Origin of the sequence: Cohnella sp. GbtcB17, assembly GCF_019091135.1 — a bacterium.
Classification (GTDB): domain Bacteria; phylum Bacillota; class Bacilli; order Paenibacillales; family Paenibacillaceae; genus Cohnella.
This window is the reverse complement of sequence record NZ_JAGXJW010000002.1, coordinates 226462-246684: the sequence shown is the minus strand read 5'-3', so window position 1 is coordinate 246684 and position 20223 is coordinate 226462. Positions and strand designations below refer to the sequence as shown.

The following is a 20223-nucleotide window of genomic DNA, read 5'->3' as shown; positions in this document are numbered from 1 at the left end:
AGGAATTGTAAATGCGTGTATTTGTAACCGGCGCTTCCGGCTTCATCGGCTCCGCCGTCGTCCGCGAGCTGCTTGGCGCGGGACATCAGGTTCTCGGACTGGCACGTTCGGACGAGTCGGCTGCAGCGCTTACGGCGGCAGGCGCGGACGTTCACCGCGGCTCGCTGGACGATCTCGACAGCCTGCGCGCCGCAGCCGCCGCCGCGGGCGGCGTCATTCACCTGGCCTTTGTGCATGACTTCTCGAATTACAGCGATTCGATCGGGATCGACAAGCGCGCGGTCGATGCGATGGGTGCGGCGCTCGAAGGCACCGGCAAGCCGTTTGTCATCACGTCTGGCACGCTGATGCTCTCGTACGGACTGCCGCGGGGGCAGATCGGCACGGAGGCGGACGCGGTCCATTCCGAGGTGCCGCGGGGCGGCGCGGAAAATGCCGTGCTCGCGCTGGCCGAACGCGGCGTGCGCTCGGCGGTCGTCCGGCTCTCGCCGTCCGTCCACGGCCGGGACGATCACGGCTTCGTGCCCGCCTTGATCGGGATCGCACGCGCCAAAGGCGTCTCCGCCTACATCGGCGACGGCTCCAAGCGCTGGCCGGCCCTGCATCGCCTGGATGCGGCGCGCCTGTCCCGGCAGGCGCTCGCGTCCGCCCCGGCGGGCTCGCGGCTGCACGGCGTCGGCGAGCAGGGTATCCCCTTCCGCGAGATCGCCGGCGTCATCGGCCGCCATCTGAACCTGCCGGTGGTCAGCATCCCGCCCGAAGAAGCGGCCGCTCACTTCACCTGGCTCGGCGGCTACGCCTCGGCGGACAACCCGACGTCAAGCGCCCTGACCCGCGAGCTTCTGGGCTGGCAGCCGGAGCATGTCGGGCTGATCGAGGACCTCGAGGAAGGCCATTACTTCAAGGGTTAAGGCAGCCGCACATTTCTCGATCCATCCAATCCCGGCACGGGCATCTCTCATACGTTGGTATTAGCCTTGCCAACATCAGAGAAGAGAGGTCGGGAGCCGAATGGGGATGTACGAATTTTGCGTCAAGCATCAGAACCGGAGAGTGCGCGTGACTACGCACAATGGCACCTATGAAGGCACGATCATGGGCGTGGACTGGGATAATCTGTACTTGAAGCCTGCCAAGGGCGAACTAACGTTGTCCTCTTGGGGCTTGGGCTATGGCGGCTATGGCGGCTGGGGAGCCGGCATCGTCGCGCTGTCATTGTTTACGCTGCTCGCGATCGCGCTGATCTAATCGCCATCCTTGAACTTGTCCGAAAAAAGCACAAACGGGATGAAGCGGGACCATTCCTGCTTGATCCCGTTTTGCTGTTTTTTGACCGCGAACCGTCGCAACCTTCCTATCTCCAGCGGCGTCTGAGAGATTGTAAGAATAAGGAGGGAAAACCATTGCGTGCAAACGTAACGAAATTGGCGGCGGGCATCGGCGGATTATGCGTATGTCTGTTGGGCGCCACGCTCGTCATCCAGACCTTGAACTACGCGAAGATCCGGCATGCCGGCGAGGTTGCGGCCCTAGAAGCGTCCGCGCGACAGCAGCAGCAGGAGAAGCCTCGCTGGATCCGAGTGGAACTTGAGACGGAACCTTTGGGCTTCCGGATCAGCCATCCCGCAATCCTGCTTGATTCTGGCAAAAAGTAACTGCAAAAACTCGCAGCGGCGCTTCTTCGGGAAGCGCTTATTTATTTTCGCGCGGCCGCCCCTCGATTTTTGTCCGAGATTGTCCTCTCCTGTTACGAATCAGGGAAGTTGTGGGTTATATAACTTTGAGGTCATCAACTAGAGGGGAAGGGATATTTTTTGAGAAAAGCCGGATTGCGCCTGACTATGCTTGTAGCTTTGATCGCGCTCGTGTTTCAATCGACGCCGACGCCGACCCATGCCGCTAACGACAGCTATGCCGATCGCCTGTATTCGCCGATGTTCATTACGAAGATCGCGGGCTTGTATTTTATCGCAGATTCCTGGAATCATAGATTGCTTTACAGCAAAGATGTCAAGCTGCCGATCAAGGACTGGAAGGTGCTTGACAATGACATAGCCGCTCCCCATTCCATCGCGGGCAACGGCACCATTTTTGTGTCCGAAGATACCGGCCGTGATCGCCTGATTGTCTATACGCTCACGACGAAGGGCTTCGTCAGAACGCAGACGATCGCCGGCATCAAGGGCAGGCCGCACCGCACGATCTACGATTCGGCGACGCGGAAGTTCTACGTCCTCACCTCGGACACGCAGAACATCTATACGCTATCCATCAAAGACGGCAAAGTGCTGGTCGACAGCAAAAAAAATCTCACTTACTTAGAAGGTGCCTATGTCCGGTCTTTCTCGATCATCGACGGCAAAATGTACTTCGTGAGCGGACCGAACCAGATTCTCGTCGCCAACTACCAAGACGGCACCTTCTCCCTTCAGGAGAAGTACGACGTCCCCCCGGGTTACCGCTCCATGAACGATATCAAGAAGATGGGCAATTACTACTACATCACGGTCTATTACAACCAGTTCATTCGTCTGAAGGACTTGTCCGATTTTAGCACGGCCGAGGACCTTTATACGAAGCTGGGCTTCAAAGGCATTCCTTACTACATGACCTACTTCGACGGCAAGGTGTATGTCACCGAGATCGACTCTTATTCGGCCATCCGCTCGTTTAAGCTGTACGACGACGAGATCTCGCAGATCCAGGTGATCCACGATTACGGCCCGCCGAATGCGGCTGTGCTCAATCGGAAGCGAATCCTCGGCACTTAATCGCGCCAATGGCAAAGCGCTCGCGCTTCGCGGTTGCGGCGGACGCGCGAATCCCCCGAACGGTCGTTCCGTTCGGGGGATTTGCATTACGGCCCGGAGCCGACGGAGGCCACTCGCCAGCCTAACTTCGACTTTTTTACATAGATGAACGATTCGCTGATATCCGGATCCGAGATTTCGTAGAGATCGCCGTACTTCGGATCGTTTTGGATGCTCCCCGCGCGGACCTCGGCAGAGACGGCTTTGATCGGATGGAAGGAGATCAGCAGGTGTTTTCTCACAGCGAGCTGAGGCGTTGGGGATGGGAAAAAGAGAATGTAGGCGATGAGCAAGGCGATGACGGCAAGCGCGATATTTTGAATTCGTTTGGACACGAGCTTCACCTCCAACCCATGAAAAAGTGCTTCTTGTATCCTTATCATAGCAGGCTTGCGGTGACCAAGGTACATTTGCCTACGCTGGGCATAGGATGAGGTATTCGAGCATGGAGGGATGAACCCGATGCAAGCTTTGCCTCAAGTCAATCCGAACCTGGCGTACGCTTATTATGTGTGGGAGCTGTATCGCAGCTACAGCTATCCTTATTTTCAACAGCCTGCACATTCCTCTCCGTATTATGGCTACGAGCGGTTCAGCTCCCAGCCCGCAGCCGGGACGGCTATCCAGGATCACGGGAAGCAGCCGACAGTCATCAATATTGAGAAGGTGACGAAGCAGAACGACACGTTCCGTACGGCCATTTGGACGGGCGAGCACTTCCAGGTGACCGTGATGAGCATCCCCGTCGGCAGCGACATCGGTCTCGAGGTGCATCCGCATACGGATCAATTCATCCGGCTCGAACAGGGACAAGGGCTCGTGCAGATGGGAAAAACGAAGGAGCGGCTGGACTTCCAAGCTGCGGCGGGAGAGGGCGATGCGATTATGGTCCCGGCAGGCACCTGGCACAACGTGACCAATACCGGCAACGTACCGCTTAAGGTGTACGTCATCTACGCGCCGCCGCAGCACCCGTTTGGCACAGTACATCGGACGAAGGCGGATGCGATGGCGGCCGAATAAGCGAGGATCAAAACGAAGGAAGCTCCCCGTCCTAAAGGGACGGCGGAGCTTCTTTGCTTATACTTGCTCTACATTCATCTTGTACAAACGTATGGCAAGCTCCAAGGACCGGTTGATCTCCGATATCGACTGAAAGGCGGGAGCCAGCGAGTCTTCGATGCCATCCACGAACAGATCGAGGTGGAACTTCAACGTCTGGCCCAGCTGCCTGCCGTTCGGCGTCTCGGGCGGCAGCGCAAACGGTCGCAATTGCATTTTGCGGCCGCCTCTTGCGCAGTCGCGGACGAACCAGCCGAGAAACTCAAGCGCATGCCAACCTTCCTGTGACGGCTGCAACGCCAGCTCGAATTGAACCAAAACTTCGTTGTCCAGGCCGCCCCCGGTACGCAGCAGCGCAGCATGCGGCAGATGGGCGTATTCGGGTACGGCAAGCAGCTCCGCATCCACGGATGACAGGTCATCCACGCCGCTCACGACAGAATCGACGCCGGCCAGACTGCATAGGGTTTGATGGAATTGTTCGATTTCCGGGGGATATCCGCTCATTGTTTTCCCTCTTTCTAGTGGTGTGTGTTTATTGTCTATGCCAGCTACTTACATCGCACTGGCCAAATTCGTTGCTGCCCGCGGCAACCACGGTGCCGTCCGACTTCAGGCCGAGCGTATGCGCGCAGCCCGCCGCGACCGCCACGATATCGTGCCAGCCGCCGACATTGCATTGGCCATGATCATTCTTACCCGCGGCTATCACCGTACCGTTCGCTTTGAGCCCAATGGTGTGGTAGCTGCCCGCCGCGACCGCCACGAGATCGCGCCAGTTGCCGACATCGCATTCGCCGTGCAGATTTAAACCGACAGCCGCAGCCGTACCGTCCGATTTTACGCCGACGGTATGCAGGTAACTCGCCGCGATCGCAGCCATATCGCGCCAGCCGCTGACATCGCATTGCCCGTATCGATTGTTGCCCGTGGCCATCACCGTGCCGTCCGATCGAAGGCCGACGGTATGCCAGTCGCCTGCCGATATCGCCGCGATATCGCGCCAGTCGTCTACGTTGCATTGGCCTTCATGATTGCGGCCTGCCGTCACCACCGTGCCATCCGATTGGAGCCCGACGGTACGGCGCCACCCTGCTGCGATCGCGACGATACCGCGCCAGTCGCCTACATCGCATTGGCCATGCTTATTCCAACCGACAGTCGCCACCGTCCCATCCGATCGAAGCCCGACGGTATGCGAATTCCCCGTGTTGGTCGCCATATGAACGTTGCCGGCCGCGACAGCTACGATATCGCGCCAGTCGCTTACGTTGCATTGGCCTAGTTTATCGTCGCCCGCGGCCGCCACCGTCCCGTTAGATCGAAGAAAGACGGAATGTCGATGACCCGCCGCTAGGACGACTTGGGGCGCCCGGTTTACTTGTGACGCAGCCTTGGTCTCTGATCTTTGATCCACGCTTTGCCTCCCGCGATGTCAGAGTCTTGCGAACTTGATGTAGTCGACCTGAACAGGCTCGGCAGATGCCATTCGAAGTCCCCGGTTGATCTGTCCGCGGTGATACTGTCCATGAAGGAGCACCTGCGACAGAATGTCGCGGACGGACGTTTGGAATGGAACCCCGCTTTGGTTCGCATAGACGACCATCTCGTCCAACGCGGATTCCTCGAGCCCCTCGATATAAACGCGATATTGTTCGGCGTTTTCCTCGAACATTTTCCGGATCGCCGTCAGGTCCTCCGTTTCCTCCCAGAGCGAATACTGCGCGCTGCCCTTGCCTTGCAAGCGGGACAGCCAGACGCGCTCCGCGACCGCCACGTGCCGTGCCAGCTTCAGGAGGTCCTTGTCCCGCGTCTTGCTCTCCTCGAGCGCACCCAGGATGCGCCCGTCCGCCCAGTACATGTGGTCCAGCATGCGCTTGATTGTTTTCATATGGGGTTCCTCCTTGAGGGGGGGGGGGGGGGCGATTTGCCTATTCGATGTTAATTTCTGTCGTACTTTCCGAACGTAATTCTCCCATCATGGCTTTTCTCAATAAGTTTGTTCATTTCCATATTTACAATCCAAGTATTGAATCCAACGGCTTCCACATCATCAAAATGATTTAGAATCCTTTCCAAAGTACTTTCTACTACAGGTAAATTCATTTCATCCCATATGATTAATAACTCATTGTCGTTTTCAAACTCGTCTAGTTTTCTTATTTCCTCCACATCATGAAGGGAGATCTTCCGTTCAACTGAAGTCCAGTCAACGCTTCCCCAATTTGTAAAAGGAAACGAAGAAACTAGCCTGGCAATAACTCTAACAGATTCGTCTAAACTATAAATTCGCGTATTATCGCCTAACGCATCCATACATTCTTCAAACAAGACATGAAGGGCTGCTTCTTTTTTCACTTTTCGTTTTAGCTGCTCGGTTTTTAATTTTCTTTCTTGTTTATCCATGCAATCACGCCTTAATGGAACTTCATTGTAGCTGTTAGCTACCATGCTCAACAAGCTGCCGATCTTCTCGGCAGCTTGTTGGTCGCTGAGCTAGCGGTTAGACGATCACGCGGTAGTGGAGATGAATAACGCCGCTTCGGAAGCGGCGCTCGCCAAGCAGTTCGAGCCGCGTGCGGAGATTGTCCGGCAATGCGCGCTTCCCTCCGCCCAAGACGATCGGATTAAGCAGCAGATGACACTCGTCCACCAGCCCCGCGCTCAGCGCTTGCCCGGCAAGCTCGGGGCCGCCGATCGACATGTCGGCTTCTGAAGACGTCTTCAGCCTCCGGATCGCATCAGGATCGAATTCACGTTCGACCTTCGTCTTGGCGCTTGCTGCCGCCGGAAGCGTCCGGGAATATACGATCTTCTCGGCGGCTCGCCAGATCTGCGCGAATTGCCGTGTTGTCTCCGGTTGTGCGGCGCCTGCGTCCGCCGTTTCCCAGTACACCATCGACTCGTACATTTTTCGCCCGTACAAGTAGGTGCCGATCGTCCGCTGGAAGCCCGTCCAGAAATCATACGTCTCGTCATCGGAGATCGACCAATCGAGCTCGCCGCGCTCGTCCTCCATGTAGCCGTCCAAAGACAGGTTAACAGGATAGATCAGTTTAGCCATTACAATAACCCCTCCCATTTACTTGCTCGTAACCACTTACTTTTAATCGTATCACAATGTTTTTTTTCAAGTTCTTCTGGATTGCTATATTCGAGGGGCTAGGCGTCCGCACAATCCGCTAGGTACCGACCTACATATTTGTAGGCATAAGGCATTTGACCGCGAATAGGGGATGTTCGAATGAACGAAGCACGCTCACGAAGTATTGTGCTGCTTGACGCGAAGCTAGGAGACGTTAACGGGGACGGCATTCTGGATAACGTGTATTTATACGGCAATCAATCCGATGGACCGTTCGCCGACCACATTACGCTAATCATTCAGGATGGGCGTTCCAACCGAAGCACGGCGGTCAATCTGCCGAACAACGCGGGATACAACGCCAGGCTATTCCTCGGAGATTTCTCCAAGGATCGCGCACAGGACATACTCGTGAGCATCGATACCGGCGGGAGCGGGGGATACGGGATCTTTTATATGTATTCTTTCAAGAACAATGTCGTTTACGAGATGTTTGACTTTGAAAAATATAACGAGGCGTTTAAGTTTAACGTAAATTATGAGGACTTCTACAAGGTGAGCGTCAGTAATCCGCAGCTTGACGTGCTTTTTAACATAGACATTAGCAGTAAAGGCTACGACTATTTGTCGCAGTATTATGACGACGATGGCAAGCTCAAGCAGCCTGTTCAGGGCGAGGTCCTTGCGCTGGGCGGGCTGTATCCGATCGTGACAAACGAAAGAGGCGTGGGCTACGATTTATTTGCGCTGCAACGCATTATCGGGACGACGAACGCCGATACGTTGGGCTATGTCGAGAATTTGCTCACCTGGAACGGCGACCGATTTGCGTCCGCCAGATTGACCGTGGCGATACTTGGTTCGAAGTTGATCAGTCTGTTCTAGCTCGACAACCTGCCGATCCGTCCGCTGCAGCGAGCGGGGGGCGTATGCGGCACGCGCAGCGGCAAGGTCAACGAACCGCCGTCCACAGCATGGAGATGCCGGAGACGAGCAGGAGAAGATCGAGCACATTTCGATAGGAAACGTCGCTCATCCGCTGCACGAGCCGCTTGGCCAGAAAAGTTCCCGCCATCAACGAAGCGCCCACGATAGCACCCTGCAAGACTACCTCCGGAGGCAGCGCCCCCAATTCGCGGAACGTTACCGCCTTGCTAATGTACAGGGCGAGCGAACTCGCAGCTTCCGTTGACAAGAACGCTCCTTTTGTCAGCCCGTAAGCGGTAAAAGCAGGAACGCTGAGGGGGCCGGTCGAGAGGACGACGCCGGTCAAAAAGCCGATGATGCCTCCCGCGACGGACAACTGCCACAGCTGAATCGTCCACTTCTTAGCCCCAATCCAGCGCCGAGCAGGAATCATGAACAGGAAAAAAAGCCCAAGCGCGACATCGACATAAGAAGCCGGAAGCACCCACAACGTGCGGGCACCGACGGCTGCGGCCGGCACGCCCGTGACGGAATAAGCGGCCCAAGCTTTCCAGTCGATCTCTCGCCGCCAGGCAATCGCTCTGGAGATGTTCGCCAGAATGGCCGCCAGCGCCATGATCGGCACGGCTTGTTTGGGACCAAACGTAAAGACGAGAACAGGCAGCAGCATGATGGAAGAACCCGTGCCGATCACTCCGCTGATTGCTCCAGCCACCAGACCGACCAAAAGTACGAAAAGATAAGAACCCAAACGCAGATCTCCTCTCGAACGCCGAACAAGCCAAGCCAGACTATTATTCTAGCATTTTGTTAATCCAAATCATCGTGCAGTCATTTTTTTCAGCTTCAGGTTTTCTGTCTTTCCATTAAATTCGATCGTCAGTTCAAAAACGCCATCCGCAGTCGGTTTAATAGATACGATATCCGAATTCGACTCAGAGGACGTGTGAAAGCTTCTAACGCCCTGTAGCTCCTGAGGATACTGACTCTCAAACTTGAACCCATCCCCGCCGACGAGCTTATACTCAATGGGGCCTTTGGCTCCCCGGTCTTCTCCAATATTTTGAATATATATGGAATCAAACAGTAAATGGTTAACTTTAAATATGGAGAAGGTGGCAAGCCATTCTTCGCCTTTGCCATAGTAGACAACTTCGTCCGGTTGATCATTTAGATTGTGTTCTGCTTCTTTGCTTGTACATGCTGAAAGAAGTAAAAACATAAATAGTACAACGGACAGCATTGTTAAATTTCTCATGCGCAAAAATACACTCCCTATTTGATGTTCATATTCGACGCTCGTGACCGAATCGGCCGTTCGCAATGATGGAGAAAACGGATTCTACTCACGCCTTCGCCGACACTTCCACGCTGCTCCTTTTTCTCCAGGCGCTAGGCGTTAATCCGGTGTACTTCTTGTACGTTTTAATAAAATAACTCACATTATCGAAACCGCTTTGAACGGCAACGTCCAGCACGGATAAATCGGTGTACTTCAACAGGTTGGCGGCGATCCTCGTCCGATGGCGGTTCACGTAAGTCACCGGAGTCTCCCCGGATATTTGTTTGAAAAATTTATAGAAATGGTCCACGCCGATCCCCGCTGCCCCCGCAATATCCTCTACCGTTATAGGGCTCATATAATGCTCCTGGATGTACGAGATGGATTTTTTGAACCGTTCCAGCTTTTCGCTGGTCATGACGGACTGTTCGTTCTGCGTTACGAATGCTTGGTTCGCAATGATCTCAGCCATAATCGTGTAGAAACTAGACTTGATCATCCATTCGTATCCGAAGGGCTGCTGCTGGTACGTCTCGACGATGCGCGCCATCTCGGAGATGATCTTCGCCTGCCAGCCGGGTTTGTTCGGAATATAGGAAGGGAATCGATAATGTCCGCCCAGGAAGGGCTCCAGATACTTGCTTTGGCTGACATCGGGTTCCTGGCTGCGCAGCATGTCCAGCTTAAAAATAATGCCGAACATGCGGACATGCGCCTCCTTCTCGCAATAACCGCTATGAATCTCATTCGCATGGATGATGACGGCATCTCCCGCATGAACAGGAATGCGTTGGGTGCCGATCTCCATCACGACAGTTCCCTCAACCACATAATTGAATTCAAATTCATCATGGTAATGACAGTACACCAGTCTGTCAGAACCGTTCACTACCTTCCTGGAGTCGTTGAAGGAGATCCTCACCGGGAAATCAGGCGTTTCCGACGGCCCTTCAAAGATGAGTGCGTTATGATCTTTCATGCCGCTCCTCCAATAACAGAATCGTGTTATAGATCTCCATGATATCGCAAGAAAATTTCCGGAAATAACATTATCATATCATTGAAGAGGCGCAAGCGCATGGTTCAAGCGATCTCAATTGATTAAATCCTAAGGGAGATTGAAACGATATGCGTTACTTGGATATGTACGTGAATAATCGGTTTGTAAAGGAAAACGTGTTTTTGAAGACGACACCGGAAGCTAAGGCGCTGCCGACTTTCGAGGATGCCAAGGAGTTATTGCCGGCACCCTTTTGGGAAGGCCATGATCGGGCTATCGCTTGCTACTGGAAGGCATGGCAGCTGGCTTTTAAAAACCTGAGAAAGCCGACGTCCGACAACGGCTTCATCTCCAATTACATCGATACCGCTTTTAACGATTGTCTGTTTATGTGGGACTCCAGTTTTATCTTAATCTTCGCGAGATATGGCAATCGTGCCTTTGAATTTCAAAAGACGTTGGACAACCTGTACGCCAAGCAGCACGAGGACGGCTTTATATGCCGGGAGATTCGGGAAGACGATGGGGGAGACCAGTTTCACCGCTTTGACTTAAGCAGCACGGGGCCGAATATTATGCCGCTCACCGAGTGGGAATATTATTTGAATTACAATGACAAGGCGCGTTTAGAAAAGGTGTTCCCCGTATTGGTCGGTTACCACTTGTGGCTCAAGGCGTTCAGGACATGGACGGACGGAAGCTACTGGTCGACGGGATGGGGCTGCGGTATGGATAACACGCCTCGATTGGATAAGAAGTACCACGAGTCATTTTCTCATGGACATATGGTCTGGGCGGATACCTGCATTCAGCAGATTCTAAGCGCTAAACTGCTCTTGCAGATGAGCGACGTCGTTGGCAGAAGACAGGAGATGCAGGCGTTCGAGGAGGAGGTCGCCTTACTATCGGATCTCGTGAACCATAAGCTGTGGGATGACGATAGCGCGTTTTATTACGATCTATGGAAAAGCGGGGAGCTTAACCAGGTGAAGTCCATCGGGGCCTACTGGGCATTGCTCGCCGATATCGTACCGGAGAATCAAAAGGAAAAGTTCATCTCCCATCTGCGCAATGAAAACGAGTTTAACCGTCCGCATCCGATACCCACTTTATCCGCCGATCACCCCGATTATCAAGAGGACGGCGGCTACTGGAGAGGCGGCGTTTGGGCGCCGACGAACTACATGGTTCTGAAAGGCCTTCATATAGCCGGCTACGATGCCTTGGCGCATCAGATTGCGAGCAAGCATCTGGATCATGTCCTCATGGTATATGAGCGTACAGGAACCGTATGGGAAAACTATTCGCCGGAAAACGTCGCCCCCGGCAACCCTGCCTTGCCGGACTTTGTCGGGTGGACAGGGCTTACGCCCATCGCCGTGCTGTTCGAATATGTCTTCGGCCTGAAGCCGAATGTGCCCCATGCGATCCTTGAATGGGATGTGAGGCTTCTCGATGCGCACGGCATATCCGGGTATCCATACGGCAACGACGGCATTCTGGATCTTCGCTGCGAGAAGAGAACGTCTCCAAACGAGAAGCCGATCATCACTGCGAAATCCAATATTCCCGTGACTCTTGTCGTGAAATGGGCGGATGGAGAAGAAACGTTGAAGCTGGGTTAGGTTGAGATCGAAGCTTCTGTGCTGAATCGGGTGCTGCTCTCAGTCAGACGACCGTTTATATTGCCGGGTGTCATTCTTCTTCAATATGCTTGATTACCTTGGCAGGACTGCCCGCTAGGATCGTATTGGCTGGCACGTCTATGGTAACGGTCGAACCCGGTGACACGATGGCATTATTAGGAGCATAACGACGCCGCCATATACAGCAGCGTCGTTTTTTCGTTCGCTGACGTTTCTCGATTATATAATCTCTCACTGTATTCAAGTCATTCGGGAAAGCGCAACGGATCTAGTGCATGAAGCACACGCCAAGTATTTGTCGTATTTTGCGCTTCCGGGCGCTCCTGCTTTTGGCGCAAATAAAGTGCCTGCAGACGGCCTATCTCGTTTTCCCCAGCTTTAGCTATGTCAATGATAGGGCTTTGGAACGTCCATGCCTTCATTGAGTGCCCATTGTCTTGTAGTGCAAACTGCTCTTCAAATTCCTTTTCTAAGTATGTAACTAGGAATGGTACAGCAATCTCCCCCAGTTTCACGAGTTCGTCTTGCACATCGAACGAATAACGTGAGAGGCTCCTTAGCTGTATCACTGCTTCGCTTTCTTGACCATCTTCAAAATCCGCAAGCGTTTGGCACCAGAAGGCCGCCTGTTCATCGAGTTGTAAGGATTGCAGGCGGGTTTTGTACGTCTCATATGCCTTTAGCTCAGGAAACGCTTTGTCCAGCTGCGATGGGGAAACCGTCTCAGGGAGGTAAGTCATGTCGGCGGCATCGTGGTCTACGACGTAAGCAATAAAGTTGTCGGTGAGGTCAAGCTGACTCAAGGCGGGCATCAGCTCTTTCATCGCTTCGATCAAGACCGCGATGAATGTGTCCATGTATTGATCGACCTGATCCTCTTCCTCCTCTTCGTCGCATAGCTCATCTAATGCATCGGCGTAATTCATAGTCCATTTTCCAAGCTTTTCATTACGCTCGTCCTCAAATCGAAAATCACCGACGCAGTATTTAAGTCCAATATGTCCATAAAGTCTGTCGTCCGTGTAATCTTTATAACTGTCAAACGTACGCGTATATGCAAATCCGTCTAGCGTGTTCCACCTAAAATTAACATCGCCATAAAGTGCATGAGAATCGATCACGAAAACGTAAACGCCTTTATTCTGCGGCGTTTTTGCAAAGGCCTTTATCGTATTTTCTCCGTGCTGAATGACCAATTTTTTTAATTTTGCAAAGTCGTTTGATTTCGGCATACCTCTACTCCTCACTACCCAGATATTTCCTTTATCGGAAGTCTATCTGAATAGATGAAGGGTTTCTTTGTAACCAAAGATCCGTATCCGATGGAGAGAACGGATTTTCAATCCAAATGCTGAGCCCAATTTGTACGATCACGCTGGCAACAAAAACGATTGTGATTCTCTTTAATAGTGCTTCTGCGATATTCTCTTGTTCAAGCTTTGTGTAGATTGATAATATAATTATCGGTGCAGCGATCAGGTTAACGATAATCATCAGCGCAGTTACGAAGTAATGCCCCAACCCGGGCAGGAATCCGCCGTGCGTGTAATAATCCGCAAAAATAATTCTGAATATGAATTGGATTAATACTGGCATAACTATGGACAGAAGCACGGTGAGGATACCGACTTTTAATTTGGATCTATTATTTTTCATACTAACAGTCTCCCCGTCGCTCTGAATTACCCTCATCATAAATTCCTGCGCAATGATTGTTTAGTACTAACTTTATATGGTACCTTGGCCTGTAAAGTAAGGCGATTTAATACCACTAACTTAGAATAAAAAAATCCCGCTATTTAAGCGGGATCAGTCAACCACATCGATGCTATTCAAATTCACTTTTTCTCAAATATAAGCACGGTCTTCGGATTGGTCATGTATTCCACGGAGGCGTCCAGCCGTTCGGACACGAAGCGTACCGGGACAAACGCGCTGTTGTTCTTCAGCAGCATCGGCACATCATAAGGCACCGTCTGTCCGTTCACGTCGGCCTTTTTCTCGTTTACGATCCAACGGATCGTTTGACCGCCTTTGCGAATCGTCACTTCTTTTGTGCGCTGGTCCCAGCCTACGTCCGCCCCCAACCACTTCGATACAAACCGAATGGGGACATACGTGCGGTCCGATACGATAAACGGAGCATGGGTAAGCTGAAAAGCACTCTCCCAGATGTAGGCGGTCGTGCTGCCGATGACTAAGCGTTCGACTTTGTTGATGGGCGTGGTGCTTGCCGGACTGTCCCTCTGATCAAGCGCTTCGAGAATCTTGTACGACGTGGAAGTGCGCCTCAGATCCAAATAATTGCCTGCGTAATTCAGCCCGTAGATAAGCGCGCCCGTGTCGTAATAATGAGCAAACGAATGGCCACGAATCGGCTCCAGGTTCCATATGCGGTTGTAGGATACGTCCAGGTAAGAGATATTTTTCAGAGATTGCAAAGGCCTGAGATCGTAAACCAAATTGCTCGCGAGATTGAGGACGACCAGCTTCGTCATCTTCTTTAGCGGAGCAAGGTCCTTGATCTCATTGTCTCCCGCATAGAGCGAGCTCAGTTGGGTTAACCCGGCTAGCGCCTGGAGATCCGAGATCCGATTATTTGTGATGTAAAGAGACTGCAGCTTGGTCAGCGACTTCAGCGGACCGAGATCCGCGATCTGATTGCTCGAGAGGTTCAAACTCGTCAGTTTGGTCAATGCGCTGAGCGGTCCAATATCCGCGATTCCATTGTTGTTCAGGTCAAGCTTCTCTAGGTTGACGAGCGACCTTAACTGACTCAGATCTGTGAACTGGGTGGATTGGAGATTCAGCTCCTTAAGCTTGGTCAAGGAAGCGAGCGGCCTGATGTTCTTGATATTACCGGACAAATAAAGCTTCTCCAGGTTGATCAGCGGCTCAAGCGGGCTTAAATCCGTAATCGGATTGCCAAAGAGGTTCAGCTCCTTGAGCTTAGTTAAGGTTCCCAGCGGCCCGAGATCCGTAATCTTATTGCTGTTCATATTAAGCGTCTCCAGGTTGGTCAGCGACCTAAGCGGACTCAGATCCGAGATCTGATTGCTCCCGAGCTCCAGCTTCGTCAGCTTGGTTAACGAGCGGAGCACGCCGATATCCTGAAGCTCGCTCCTGGATACATTAAGCTGCCTCAGATTCGTCGCATATTGCAAGCCCTCTACATGATTTACGCCGATTAGGCTGAGTTCGGTAAATGACGCCATGTCTTCCTTCGTGACGGCTTCATCGTCGCTCTTATGTAACTGCCACTTGATCGTAGACTCGAGCTTCTGATCCTGAAAGTGAACCTCCGAAGCCTGCTGCAGCTGTTCATCCTGGGGCGGAGCTTCCTCCATCCATGCCTGTCCAGGCAAGCCAAGGAACATGGCGGAAGCTAACAACAATCCCGATAAAACCTTACTCAAAACGTCTCAGATCCCTTCTTCTTGGTGTCTCATCAAGTATACCAATGATACCCACGAGAAGGGGTGCCACTTTTGCCCAGCTGTCTTTAATTTGCGTCTTCGCTGCCCAAAGCAAAAATCCCTCAAACGGTACGGGCCGATTGAGGGATATTGCCTTCTTGTCGTTAACTTATATTAGATGAGGCCGGATTTGTGCAGCAGTCTTGCGACAAGCGCAGCCGCTTCGGCTCTGGTGATATCGGCGCCCGGTGCCAGCTGAGCGCTGCTTCTGCCGGTCATAATCCCCGTTTGCAGCGCTGCGGCGATACTGTTCCTGGCCCATGGCGAGATGAGAGCGGCATCCGTGAAAGAGGTCAGTTGAGGCGCTGCCGCTTCGGACGATTGTGCCTTCTGCAAGCCGGTCACCTGCATAGCCCTTGCCAAGATCGCTACGGCTTGCTCGCGCGTAATGCTGTCCGTCGGATGGAAGGTACCGTCTTCGTACCCGTCGATCAGGCCGTATGCGTATGCGGTCTGAATGGCTTGGCCGGACCAGTCCGTTGCCCGGACGTCTGGGAACGCAGCTGCCTGTTCCGACGGCTTCAACCCCAGTCCGCGAACGACGATCTCGGCAAATTCCGCGCGTGTCACGGAAGCATCCGGATTGAATCGGCCGTCCGGATAGCCGCTGACGACCATTCTGGCGCCAAGATCGTTGACGGCCTCCTTCGCCCAGTGACGCTCCACGTCCGCGAACGTTAACGGATGGTACACAAGCGCGTAGGTGCTGTTCGTCAAGCTGTTGATTTTGGCGTAATACTTGCCGTCCATGACGACGACCTGCGTCGGTACATGGCGAGTCGTGCCGTCCGGCTCCACGACGATGGCGGTCGTAACTTTTTGCGGATCGGTACCGTCCGGAAGCTCGATCGTTCGTTCTACGTAGACGGAAAATGGCGCGATCTCGGCGGACTGGCCTTTATAAATCCGATTCACCGTAAAATCGACGGGCGATCCGACTACGGCGAAGCCGCCGGCATTGGCCGCAGTTTCGGCCAGTTGCCGCTTGTCTGAAGCGCTCGCCGCGATCTCGATCTGCAGCTCGATATCCTGCAGCGCCGCCGCGGAATCGAGGCCTGCCGTTAATGCATCCGGAACGAGCTGGCTGGCCGGAATTTTATAAGAAGCATGCGCTGTCTTCAATTCCAGCGTCGCCCCGTATTCGTTGATGGCTTGAAGGCTCTCGCCGTTCAGCCGAGCGATGGAGATGTCCGAGCTCCCTCCGGTCACCACAGTAATGATGGCGCCCTTACCCTCCGCAGCCAGCTTCGCTGCGATCTTCTGAGGGTCCAGCGATATGGTCGTCACGGTCCGTCCGTTCACGACGGCAGTGGTCGACGTTCCTGTGGTTTCCGCCTTGCCGTTGACATATACGACGACGTCATTGTTCTGCGATGATGCAGGGGGCTGCTGTACAGTCGGCTCGTCGGCTGCGCGACGGATCGTCACCGCATAGTACTTCACGGTCACGTCATCCTGCGCCGTCACCTTAATATAGACGGTCGTCGATGTGCCGGCGGTTAACGCAATCGTGGAGCTATCCGCGATTGCAGTTGCGAAGTCGCTGTCCGAATAAAGGCTGTACGTCGCGCCCGTTACTGTGGCAATATCCGCCGTTCCTATAGCGCTCTTGCCGTTCGGCACGTTAACCGACCAGGTCACTGCGGTGCCAGCCGATGTGCCGTCGCCGCCGGCAGGGGAACTGTCCGTCTGGCCTGCAACGCTCGTCAGTCCCGCATCGTCACTGAGTGCCGCATCGCGATGGATCGTCACCGCATAGTACTTCGCGGTTACGCTGTCCTGCGCCGTCACTTTGACGTAGACAGTTGTCGTGGCGCCCGCCGTCAGCATAATCATGGAGCTGCCCGTCACCTCCGTGCCGAAGCTGCTGTCCGAATACAGCTTGTACGTGGCACCGGTTACCGTGACGATATCCGATCGTCCAACATCGGCTTTGCCGTTCGGCACGTTCACCGACCAGGTGACTGCGGTGCCAGCCGATGCGCCATCGCCGCCGGCAGGGGCGCTGTCCGTACGTCCTGCGACGCTCGTCAGTCCCGCATCGTCGCTGAGCGCCGCATCGCGATGGACCGTCACTGCATAATACTTCGCGGTGACGCTGTCCTGCGCTGTCACTTTGACGTAGACAGTCGTCGCGGCGCCTGCCGTCAGCGCAATCGTGGAGCTGCCCGTCACCTCCGTGGCGAAGCTGCTGTCCGAATACAGCTTGTACGTGGCGTCGGCTGCCGTGACAATGTCGGATAATCCCAAATCGGCTTTGCCGTTCGGTACGTTCACCGACCAGGTCACTGCGGTGTCAGCGGATGCGCCTTCACCGCCAGCAGGGGCGCTGTCCGTCAGGCCTGCGACGCTCGTCAATCCGGCATCGGTGTTAAGCGCCGCTGCGCGATGGAACGTGACCGCATAATACTTGGAGGTAACGCCATCCTGCGCCGTTACTTTAACGTATACGGTCGTGGCCGCGCCAGCGGTCAACGAAATCGTGGCGCTGCCCGTTATCTCCATGGTAAAGCCGCTGTCCGCATACAGCTTGGAGGTCGCGCCGGTAGCAGGGGCGATATCCGTCAGTCCTACTGCCGCCTTGCTATTCGGCACGCTAACCGTCCAGACAACTGCTGCGCCGGCCGCACTGCCGTCGCCACCGGCAGGGGAGCTGTCCGCCTGGCCTGCGATCGTCGTTAAACCCGCATCGCCGCTAAGCGCCGGACCGCGATTGACCGTCACCGCATAATACTTCACGGTCACGCCGTCCGAGGCGGTGACCTTTACGTACGCGGTCGTTGCCGCACCCGCCGCCAATGGAAGCGTGGCGCTGCCCGTCACTTCCGAGGCAAAGCCGCTGTCCGAGTAGAACTTCGAGGTCGCGCCGGCGGCCGCAACGATGTCCGCTCGTCCCACGGCGTTCTTGCTGTTCGGCACATTGACCGACCAAGTGATCGCCGCGCCTGCAGACGTGCCGTCGCCACCTGCTGGCGAACCGTCGTTCAATCCTGCAAGACTCGTCAAGCCGGCGTCGTCCGACAGAATCGTCAGCTTGCGAATCTGATGATTGTACGTATCGGCGACAAATACGCTGCCGCTGTTGTCCACGGCCAATCCGTGAGGATTGTTGAGCGCCGTCGACTGGATTGTATAAATCTTGCCGCTGATGATGTCCACCTTGCGAACTTGGTTCATCAACGTGTTAGAGACGTAGACATTGCCGCTGCTGTCCGTTGAGATACCGGAAGGCAGGAATAGGGGCGAAGAACTCGCCGGCGCGCCCTCGCTGGTGTCGCCGTTGCCTCCGACAAAGGTGCTGATCTTACCGTCCGCACCCACTTTGCGAACGTTCTGAATCCCGTTGTCCACGATGTACAGAACGTTGCCGGGTCCGACCGCAAGGGCGACCGGACTGTCCATCTTCGCTGCCGTTGCCGCTCCGCCGTCGCCGCTGAAGCCGTAGCTGCCCGTGCCGGCAACCGTGCTGACGATGCCGGCAGCATTCACCTTGAGGACACGATGGTTGGAAGTATCCGCAATGTACAGATTGTCGCTGTCATCCAGCGCCAGACCGCACGGATAACTCAGGCTGAAGGCGGTCGCCGCAGTGCCGTCGGTGCCGCTTCCGGCCGATCCGGTGCCGGCGAACGTACTGATCTTCCCGGCAGTGTCCACCTTACGAATGCGATTGTTGAACGAATCCGCAATATACAGGTTGCCGCTGCCGTCGACCGCTACCGCGGTAGGCGTGTCCAGATTGGCCGCAGTGGCCGCGCGGTTGTCACCGTTGTAGCCTTGGGTTCCCGTTCCCGCGACCGTGCTGATCTTGCCGTCCGTGCCGACCTTTCGGATCCGGTGATTTTCCGTATCGGCTATGTATATGTTCCCGCTGCCATCCACTGCTACGGCGTTCGGCGTATTCAGCTTGGCAGCCGTCGCCGCTCCTTCATCGCCGGAGAATCCGGACGAACCGGTAGTTCCCGCTACCGTCGTAGCGCCGTACGTGATCGTCGCCGCCTGCACGGCAGCCGGTAAGCCGCCTTGGATGACCAGGAGCAGGATGCCGAGCAGCATCCATATTTTCGCATACAATCGTCTAGTCCTCATCCTGATACTCCCTTCGCTATGTGCTATCGCTGCGCTATTCTATCACATGGCGCTTAAAGGGCACTGAACAGATCATTGAAGGCGGATATTGGACAAACTGCCCGCTTGTCGTTTTAAAGGAAATTTTTCCGTTTAGTTGAATGTATAGAGACACATCATTACGCCAACGCAAAAAGCGGAACGGGTACTGTTAATGCCCAGGCTGAAAGGGGAGTGTTCGCATGGAATGGCACTTAGAGGACGTAGAACGAGCGAGTCTGCGAAACCCGAATACCTTCTTTATCCCAAGTCTTAAAGAGCGGCAAAAGCAAAAGAAAGGCGACTTGGTCAGATTGCACTTTGTGCTCGAGCAGTCGGCCGAGGAGGGTCCGCGCGCGGAAAGAATGTGGGTGGAAGTGACCGGGAAGAAGCGATGGAGTCAGACGTACACCGGGATTCTAATCAATCAGCCCGTATACATTAAATCCTTGCAGATTGGCGATATCGTTGAGTTCGAGCCCAGGCATATTGCCAGAATTTTAATCCCCAAAGATGATCCTAGGTGGTTGGATATCGGCGAACAAATGGCGCTAGTCTCCAATAAATGCCTGGAAGAAGGCGGCTGCGTGCGGTGGCTCTACCGTGAAACGCCAGACCGGGAGGACGACAGCGGGTGGAGGTTATTCGAAGGAACCGAGAGCGATGCGTATAGCAGCCAAGCTTCAAACATTAGCGTCGTAAACCTGTATGCACTTCTCGATAAGGATCCTAGCCTGATAACGCCGCTCAAAGGCGCATTCGGAACGGCCTTCGAGAGAGAAAATAGGAACAGTCCTTGGATTGAAATCAAGGATTGGAACGGATAAT

At 54.3% G+C, this 20223-nt stretch carries 21 protein-coding genes; 8 read left to right on the top strand and 13 right to left on the bottom strand.

From position 1 onward, the window contains the following. Positions 1–11: 11 nt before the first annotated feature. The 4 genes from KVT38_RS01750 to KVT38_RS01735 all read left to right on the top strand — a co-directional run bounded on the left by KVT38_RS01750 (position 12) and on the right by KVT38_RS01735 (position 2771). Positions 12–911 carry an SDR family oxidoreductase gene (locus tag KVT38_RS01750; RefSeq protein ID WP_217591952.1) on the top strand — a complete coding sequence of 300 codons (900 nt, stop codon included), beginning with the start codon at positions 12–14 and terminating at the stop codon, positions 909–911. 106 nt (positions 912–1017) lie between these two features. Further along, entirely contained in the window at positions 1018–1248 is a 231-nt protein-coding gene (locus KVT38_RS01745) for a hypothetical protein (RefSeq protein WP_483298151.1), read from the top strand. A 155-nt stretch (positions 1249–1403) separates the two neighbouring features. Next, entirely contained in the window at positions 1404–1655 is a 252-nt protein-coding gene (locus KVT38_RS01740; protein ID WP_217591950.1) for a hypothetical protein, read from the top strand. A 186-nt stretch (positions 1656–1841) separates the two neighbouring features. Next, a complete protein-coding gene (locus tag KVT38_RS01735; RefSeq protein ID WP_217591949.1) occupies positions 1842–2771 on the top strand; it encodes an NHL repeat-containing protein in 930 nt (309 codons plus the stop codon). 86 nt (positions 2772–2857) lie between these two features. On the opposite strand, the gene KVT38_RS01730 is transcribed toward KVT38_RS01735, so the two are convergent. Next, positions 2858–3145 carry a hypothetical protein gene (locus tag KVT38_RS01730; protein WP_217591948.1) on the bottom strand — a complete coding sequence of 96 codons (288 nt, stop codon included), beginning with the start codon at positions 3143–3145 and terminating at the stop codon, positions 2858–2860. A 127-nt stretch (positions 3146–3272) separates the two neighbouring features. On the opposite strand from KVT38_RS01730, the gene KVT38_RS01725 reads away from it, so the two are divergent. After that, positions 3273–3833 carry a cupin domain-containing protein gene (locus KVT38_RS01725; protein ID WP_217591947.1) on the top strand — a complete coding sequence of 187 codons (561 nt, stop codon included), beginning with the start codon at positions 3273–3275 and terminating at the stop codon, positions 3831–3833. Between the two features lie 57 nt (positions 3834–3890). Here the strand turns inward: KVT38_RS01725 and KVT38_RS01720 are convergent, their stop codons facing one another. The 5 genes from KVT38_RS01720 to KVT38_RS01700 form a co-directional block, all read right to left on the bottom strand. Then, positions 3891–4379, bottom strand: a complete 489-nt coding sequence (locus tag KVT38_RS01720; RefSeq protein ID WP_217591946.1) for a hypothetical protein — start codon at positions 4377–4379, stop codon at positions 3891–3893. Between the two features lie 28 nt (positions 4380–4407). Then, the gene (locus KVT38_RS01715; protein ID WP_217591945.1) at positions 4408–5289 is read right to left on the bottom strand and encodes an RCC1 domain-containing protein; all 882 of its coding nucleotides are present in this window, start codon (positions 5287–5289) and stop codon (positions 4408–4410) included. 18 nt (positions 5290–5307) lie between these two features. Next, complete coding sequence (locus KVT38_RS01710) at positions 5308–5763, bottom strand: DinB family protein (protein WP_217591944.1); 456 nt, start codon at positions 5761–5763, stop codon at positions 5308–5310. Positions 5764–5813: 50 nt separating this feature from the next. Further along, on the bottom strand, positions 5814–6278 hold the full coding sequence (locus KVT38_RS01705) for a CDI toxin immunity protein (protein WP_217591943.1): 465 nt from the start codon (positions 6276–6278) through the stop codon (positions 5814–5816). A 97-nt stretch (positions 6279–6375) separates the two neighbouring features. Continuing rightward, a complete protein-coding gene (locus KVT38_RS01700; protein ID WP_217591942.1) occupies positions 6376–6936 on the bottom strand; it encodes a dihydrofolate reductase family protein in 561 nt (186 codons plus the stop codon). Positions 6937–7116: 180 nt separating this feature from the next. Here KVT38_RS01700 and KVT38_RS01695 point away from each other — a divergent pair, with 180 nt between their 5' ends. Next, positions 7117–7842: a VCBS repeat-containing protein gene (locus KVT38_RS01695; RefSeq protein ID WP_217591941.1), complete on the top strand. Its 726-nt coding sequence runs from the start codon at positions 7117–7119 to the stop codon at positions 7840–7842. Between the two features lie 67 nt (positions 7843–7909). Here the strand turns inward: KVT38_RS01695 and KVT38_RS01690 are convergent, their stop codons facing one another. From KVT38_RS01690 to KVT38_RS01680, 3 genes are all read right to left on the bottom strand, one after another. Next, positions 7910–8635 (bottom strand): sulfite exporter TauE/SafE family protein, encoded by a 726-nt coding sequence (locus KVT38_RS01690; RefSeq protein WP_217591940.1) that lies wholly within the window; start codon positions 8633–8635, stop codon positions 7910–7912. Positions 8636–8704: 69 nt separating this feature from the next. Continuing rightward, entirely contained in the window at positions 8705–9142 is a 438-nt protein-coding gene (locus KVT38_RS01685) for a hypothetical protein (protein WP_217591939.1), read from the bottom strand. A gap of 88 nt (positions 9143–9230) precedes the next feature. Continuing rightward, entirely contained in the window at positions 9231–10145 is a 915-nt protein-coding gene (locus KVT38_RS01680; RefSeq protein WP_217591938.1) for an AraC family transcriptional regulator, read from the bottom strand. Between the two features lie 149 nt (positions 10146–10294). Between KVT38_RS01680 and KVT38_RS01675 the strand changes: the two genes are divergently transcribed. After that, the gene (locus tag KVT38_RS01675) at positions 10295–11791 is read left to right on the top strand and encodes an MGH1-like glycoside hydrolase domain-containing protein (protein WP_217591937.1); all 1497 of its coding nucleotides are present in this window, start codon (positions 10295–10297) and stop codon (positions 11789–11791) included. Positions 11792–12057: 266 nt separating this feature from the next. Here the strand turns inward: KVT38_RS01675 and KVT38_RS01670 are convergent, their stop codons facing one another. The 4 genes from KVT38_RS01670 to KVT38_RS01655 all read right to left on the bottom strand — a co-directional run bounded on the left by KVT38_RS01670 (position 12058) and on the right by KVT38_RS01655 (position 19377). Next, positions 12058–13044 carry a DUF4303 domain-containing protein gene (locus KVT38_RS01670; RefSeq protein ID WP_217591936.1) on the bottom strand — a complete coding sequence of 329 codons (987 nt, stop codon included), beginning with the start codon at positions 13042–13044 and terminating at the stop codon, positions 12058–12060. A gap of 31 nt (positions 13045–13075) precedes the next feature. Continuing rightward, complete coding sequence (locus KVT38_RS01665; protein ID WP_217591935.1) at positions 13076–13468, bottom strand: hypothetical protein; 393 nt, start codon at positions 13466–13468, stop codon at positions 13076–13078. A gap of 182 nt (positions 13469–13650) precedes the next feature. Beyond that, a complete protein-coding gene (locus tag KVT38_RS01660; RefSeq protein ID WP_217591934.1) occupies positions 13651–15228 on the bottom strand; it encodes a leucine-rich repeat domain-containing protein in 1578 nt (525 codons plus the stop codon). A gap of 174 nt (positions 15229–15402) precedes the next feature. Next, positions 15403–19377: an S-layer homology domain-containing protein gene (locus KVT38_RS01655; RefSeq protein WP_217591933.1), complete on the bottom strand. Its 3975-nt coding sequence runs from the start codon at positions 19375–19377 to the stop codon at positions 15403–15405. A gap of 221 nt (positions 19378–19598) precedes the next feature. On the opposite strand from KVT38_RS01655, the gene KVT38_RS01650 reads away from it, so the two are divergent. Continuing rightward, positions 19599–20222: an immunity protein Imm33 domain-containing protein gene (locus KVT38_RS01650; RefSeq protein WP_217591932.1), complete on the top strand. Its 624-nt coding sequence runs from the start codon at positions 19599–19601 to the stop codon at positions 20220–20222. The last annotated feature ends 1 nt before the right edge of the window (position 20223 follow it).

Bases quoted from the DNA above. Each gene is read 5' to 3' on its own strand.
- KVT38_RS01680 (WP_217591938.1), bottom strand. From the start codon at position 10,145: ATGAAAGATCATAACGCACTCATCTTTGAAGGGCCGTCGGAAACGCCT.
- KVT38_RS01685 (WP_217591939.1), bottom strand. From the start codon at position 9,142: ATGAGAAATTTAACAATGCTGTCCGTTGTACTATTTATGTTTTTACTT.
- KVT38_RS01665 (WP_217591935.1), bottom strand. From the start codon at position 13,468: ATGAAAAATAATAGATCCAAATTAAAAGTCGGTATCCTCACCGTGCTT.
- KVT38_RS01670 (WP_217591936.1), bottom strand. From the start codon at position 13,044: ATGCCGAAATCAAACGACTTTGCAAAATTAAAAAAATTGGTCATTCAG.
- KVT38_RS01745 (WP_483298151.1), top strand. From the start codon at position 1,018: ATGTACGAATTTTGCGTCAAGCATCAGAACCGGAGAGTGCGCGTGACT.
- KVT38_RS01735 (WP_217591949.1), top strand. From the start codon at position 1,842: ATGCTTGTAGCTTTGATCGCGCTCGTGTTTCAATCGACGCCGACGCCG.
- KVT38_RS01705 (WP_217591943.1), bottom strand. From the start codon at position 6,278: ATGGATAAACAAGAAAGAAAATTAAAAACCGAGCAGCTAAAACGAAAA.
- KVT38_RS01655 (WP_217591933.1), bottom strand. From the start codon at position 19,377: ATGAGGACTAGACGATTGTATGCGAAAATATGGATGCTGCTCGGCATC.
- KVT38_RS01675 (WP_217591937.1), top strand. From the start codon at position 10,295: ATGCGTTACTTGGATATGTACGTGAATAATCGGTTTGTAAAGGAAAAC.
- KVT38_RS01650 (WP_217591932.1), top strand. From the start codon at position 19,599: ATGGAATGGCACTTAGAGGACGTAGAACGAGCGAGTCTGCGAAACCCG.
- KVT38_RS01710 (WP_217591944.1), bottom strand. From the start codon at position 5,763: ATGAAAACAATCAAGCGCATGCTGGACCACATGTACTGGGCGGACGGG.
- KVT38_RS01720 (WP_217591946.1), bottom strand. From the start codon at position 4,379: ATGAGCGGATATCCCCCGGAAATCGAACAATTCCATCAAACCCTATGC.
- KVT38_RS01750 (WP_217591952.1), top strand. From the start codon at position 12: ATGCGTGTATTTGTAACCGGCGCTTCCGGCTTCATCGGCTCCGCCGTC.
- KVT38_RS01725 (WP_217591947.1), top strand. From the start codon at position 3,273: ATGCAAGCTTTGCCTCAAGTCAATCCGAACCTGGCGTACGCTTATTAT.
- KVT38_RS01700 (WP_217591942.1), bottom strand. From the start codon at position 6,936: ATGGCTAAACTGATCTATCCTGTTAACCTGTCTTTGGACGGCTACATG.
- KVT38_RS01695 (WP_217591941.1), top strand. From the start codon at position 7,117: ATGAACGAAGCACGCTCACGAAGTATTGTGCTGCTTGACGCGAAGCTA.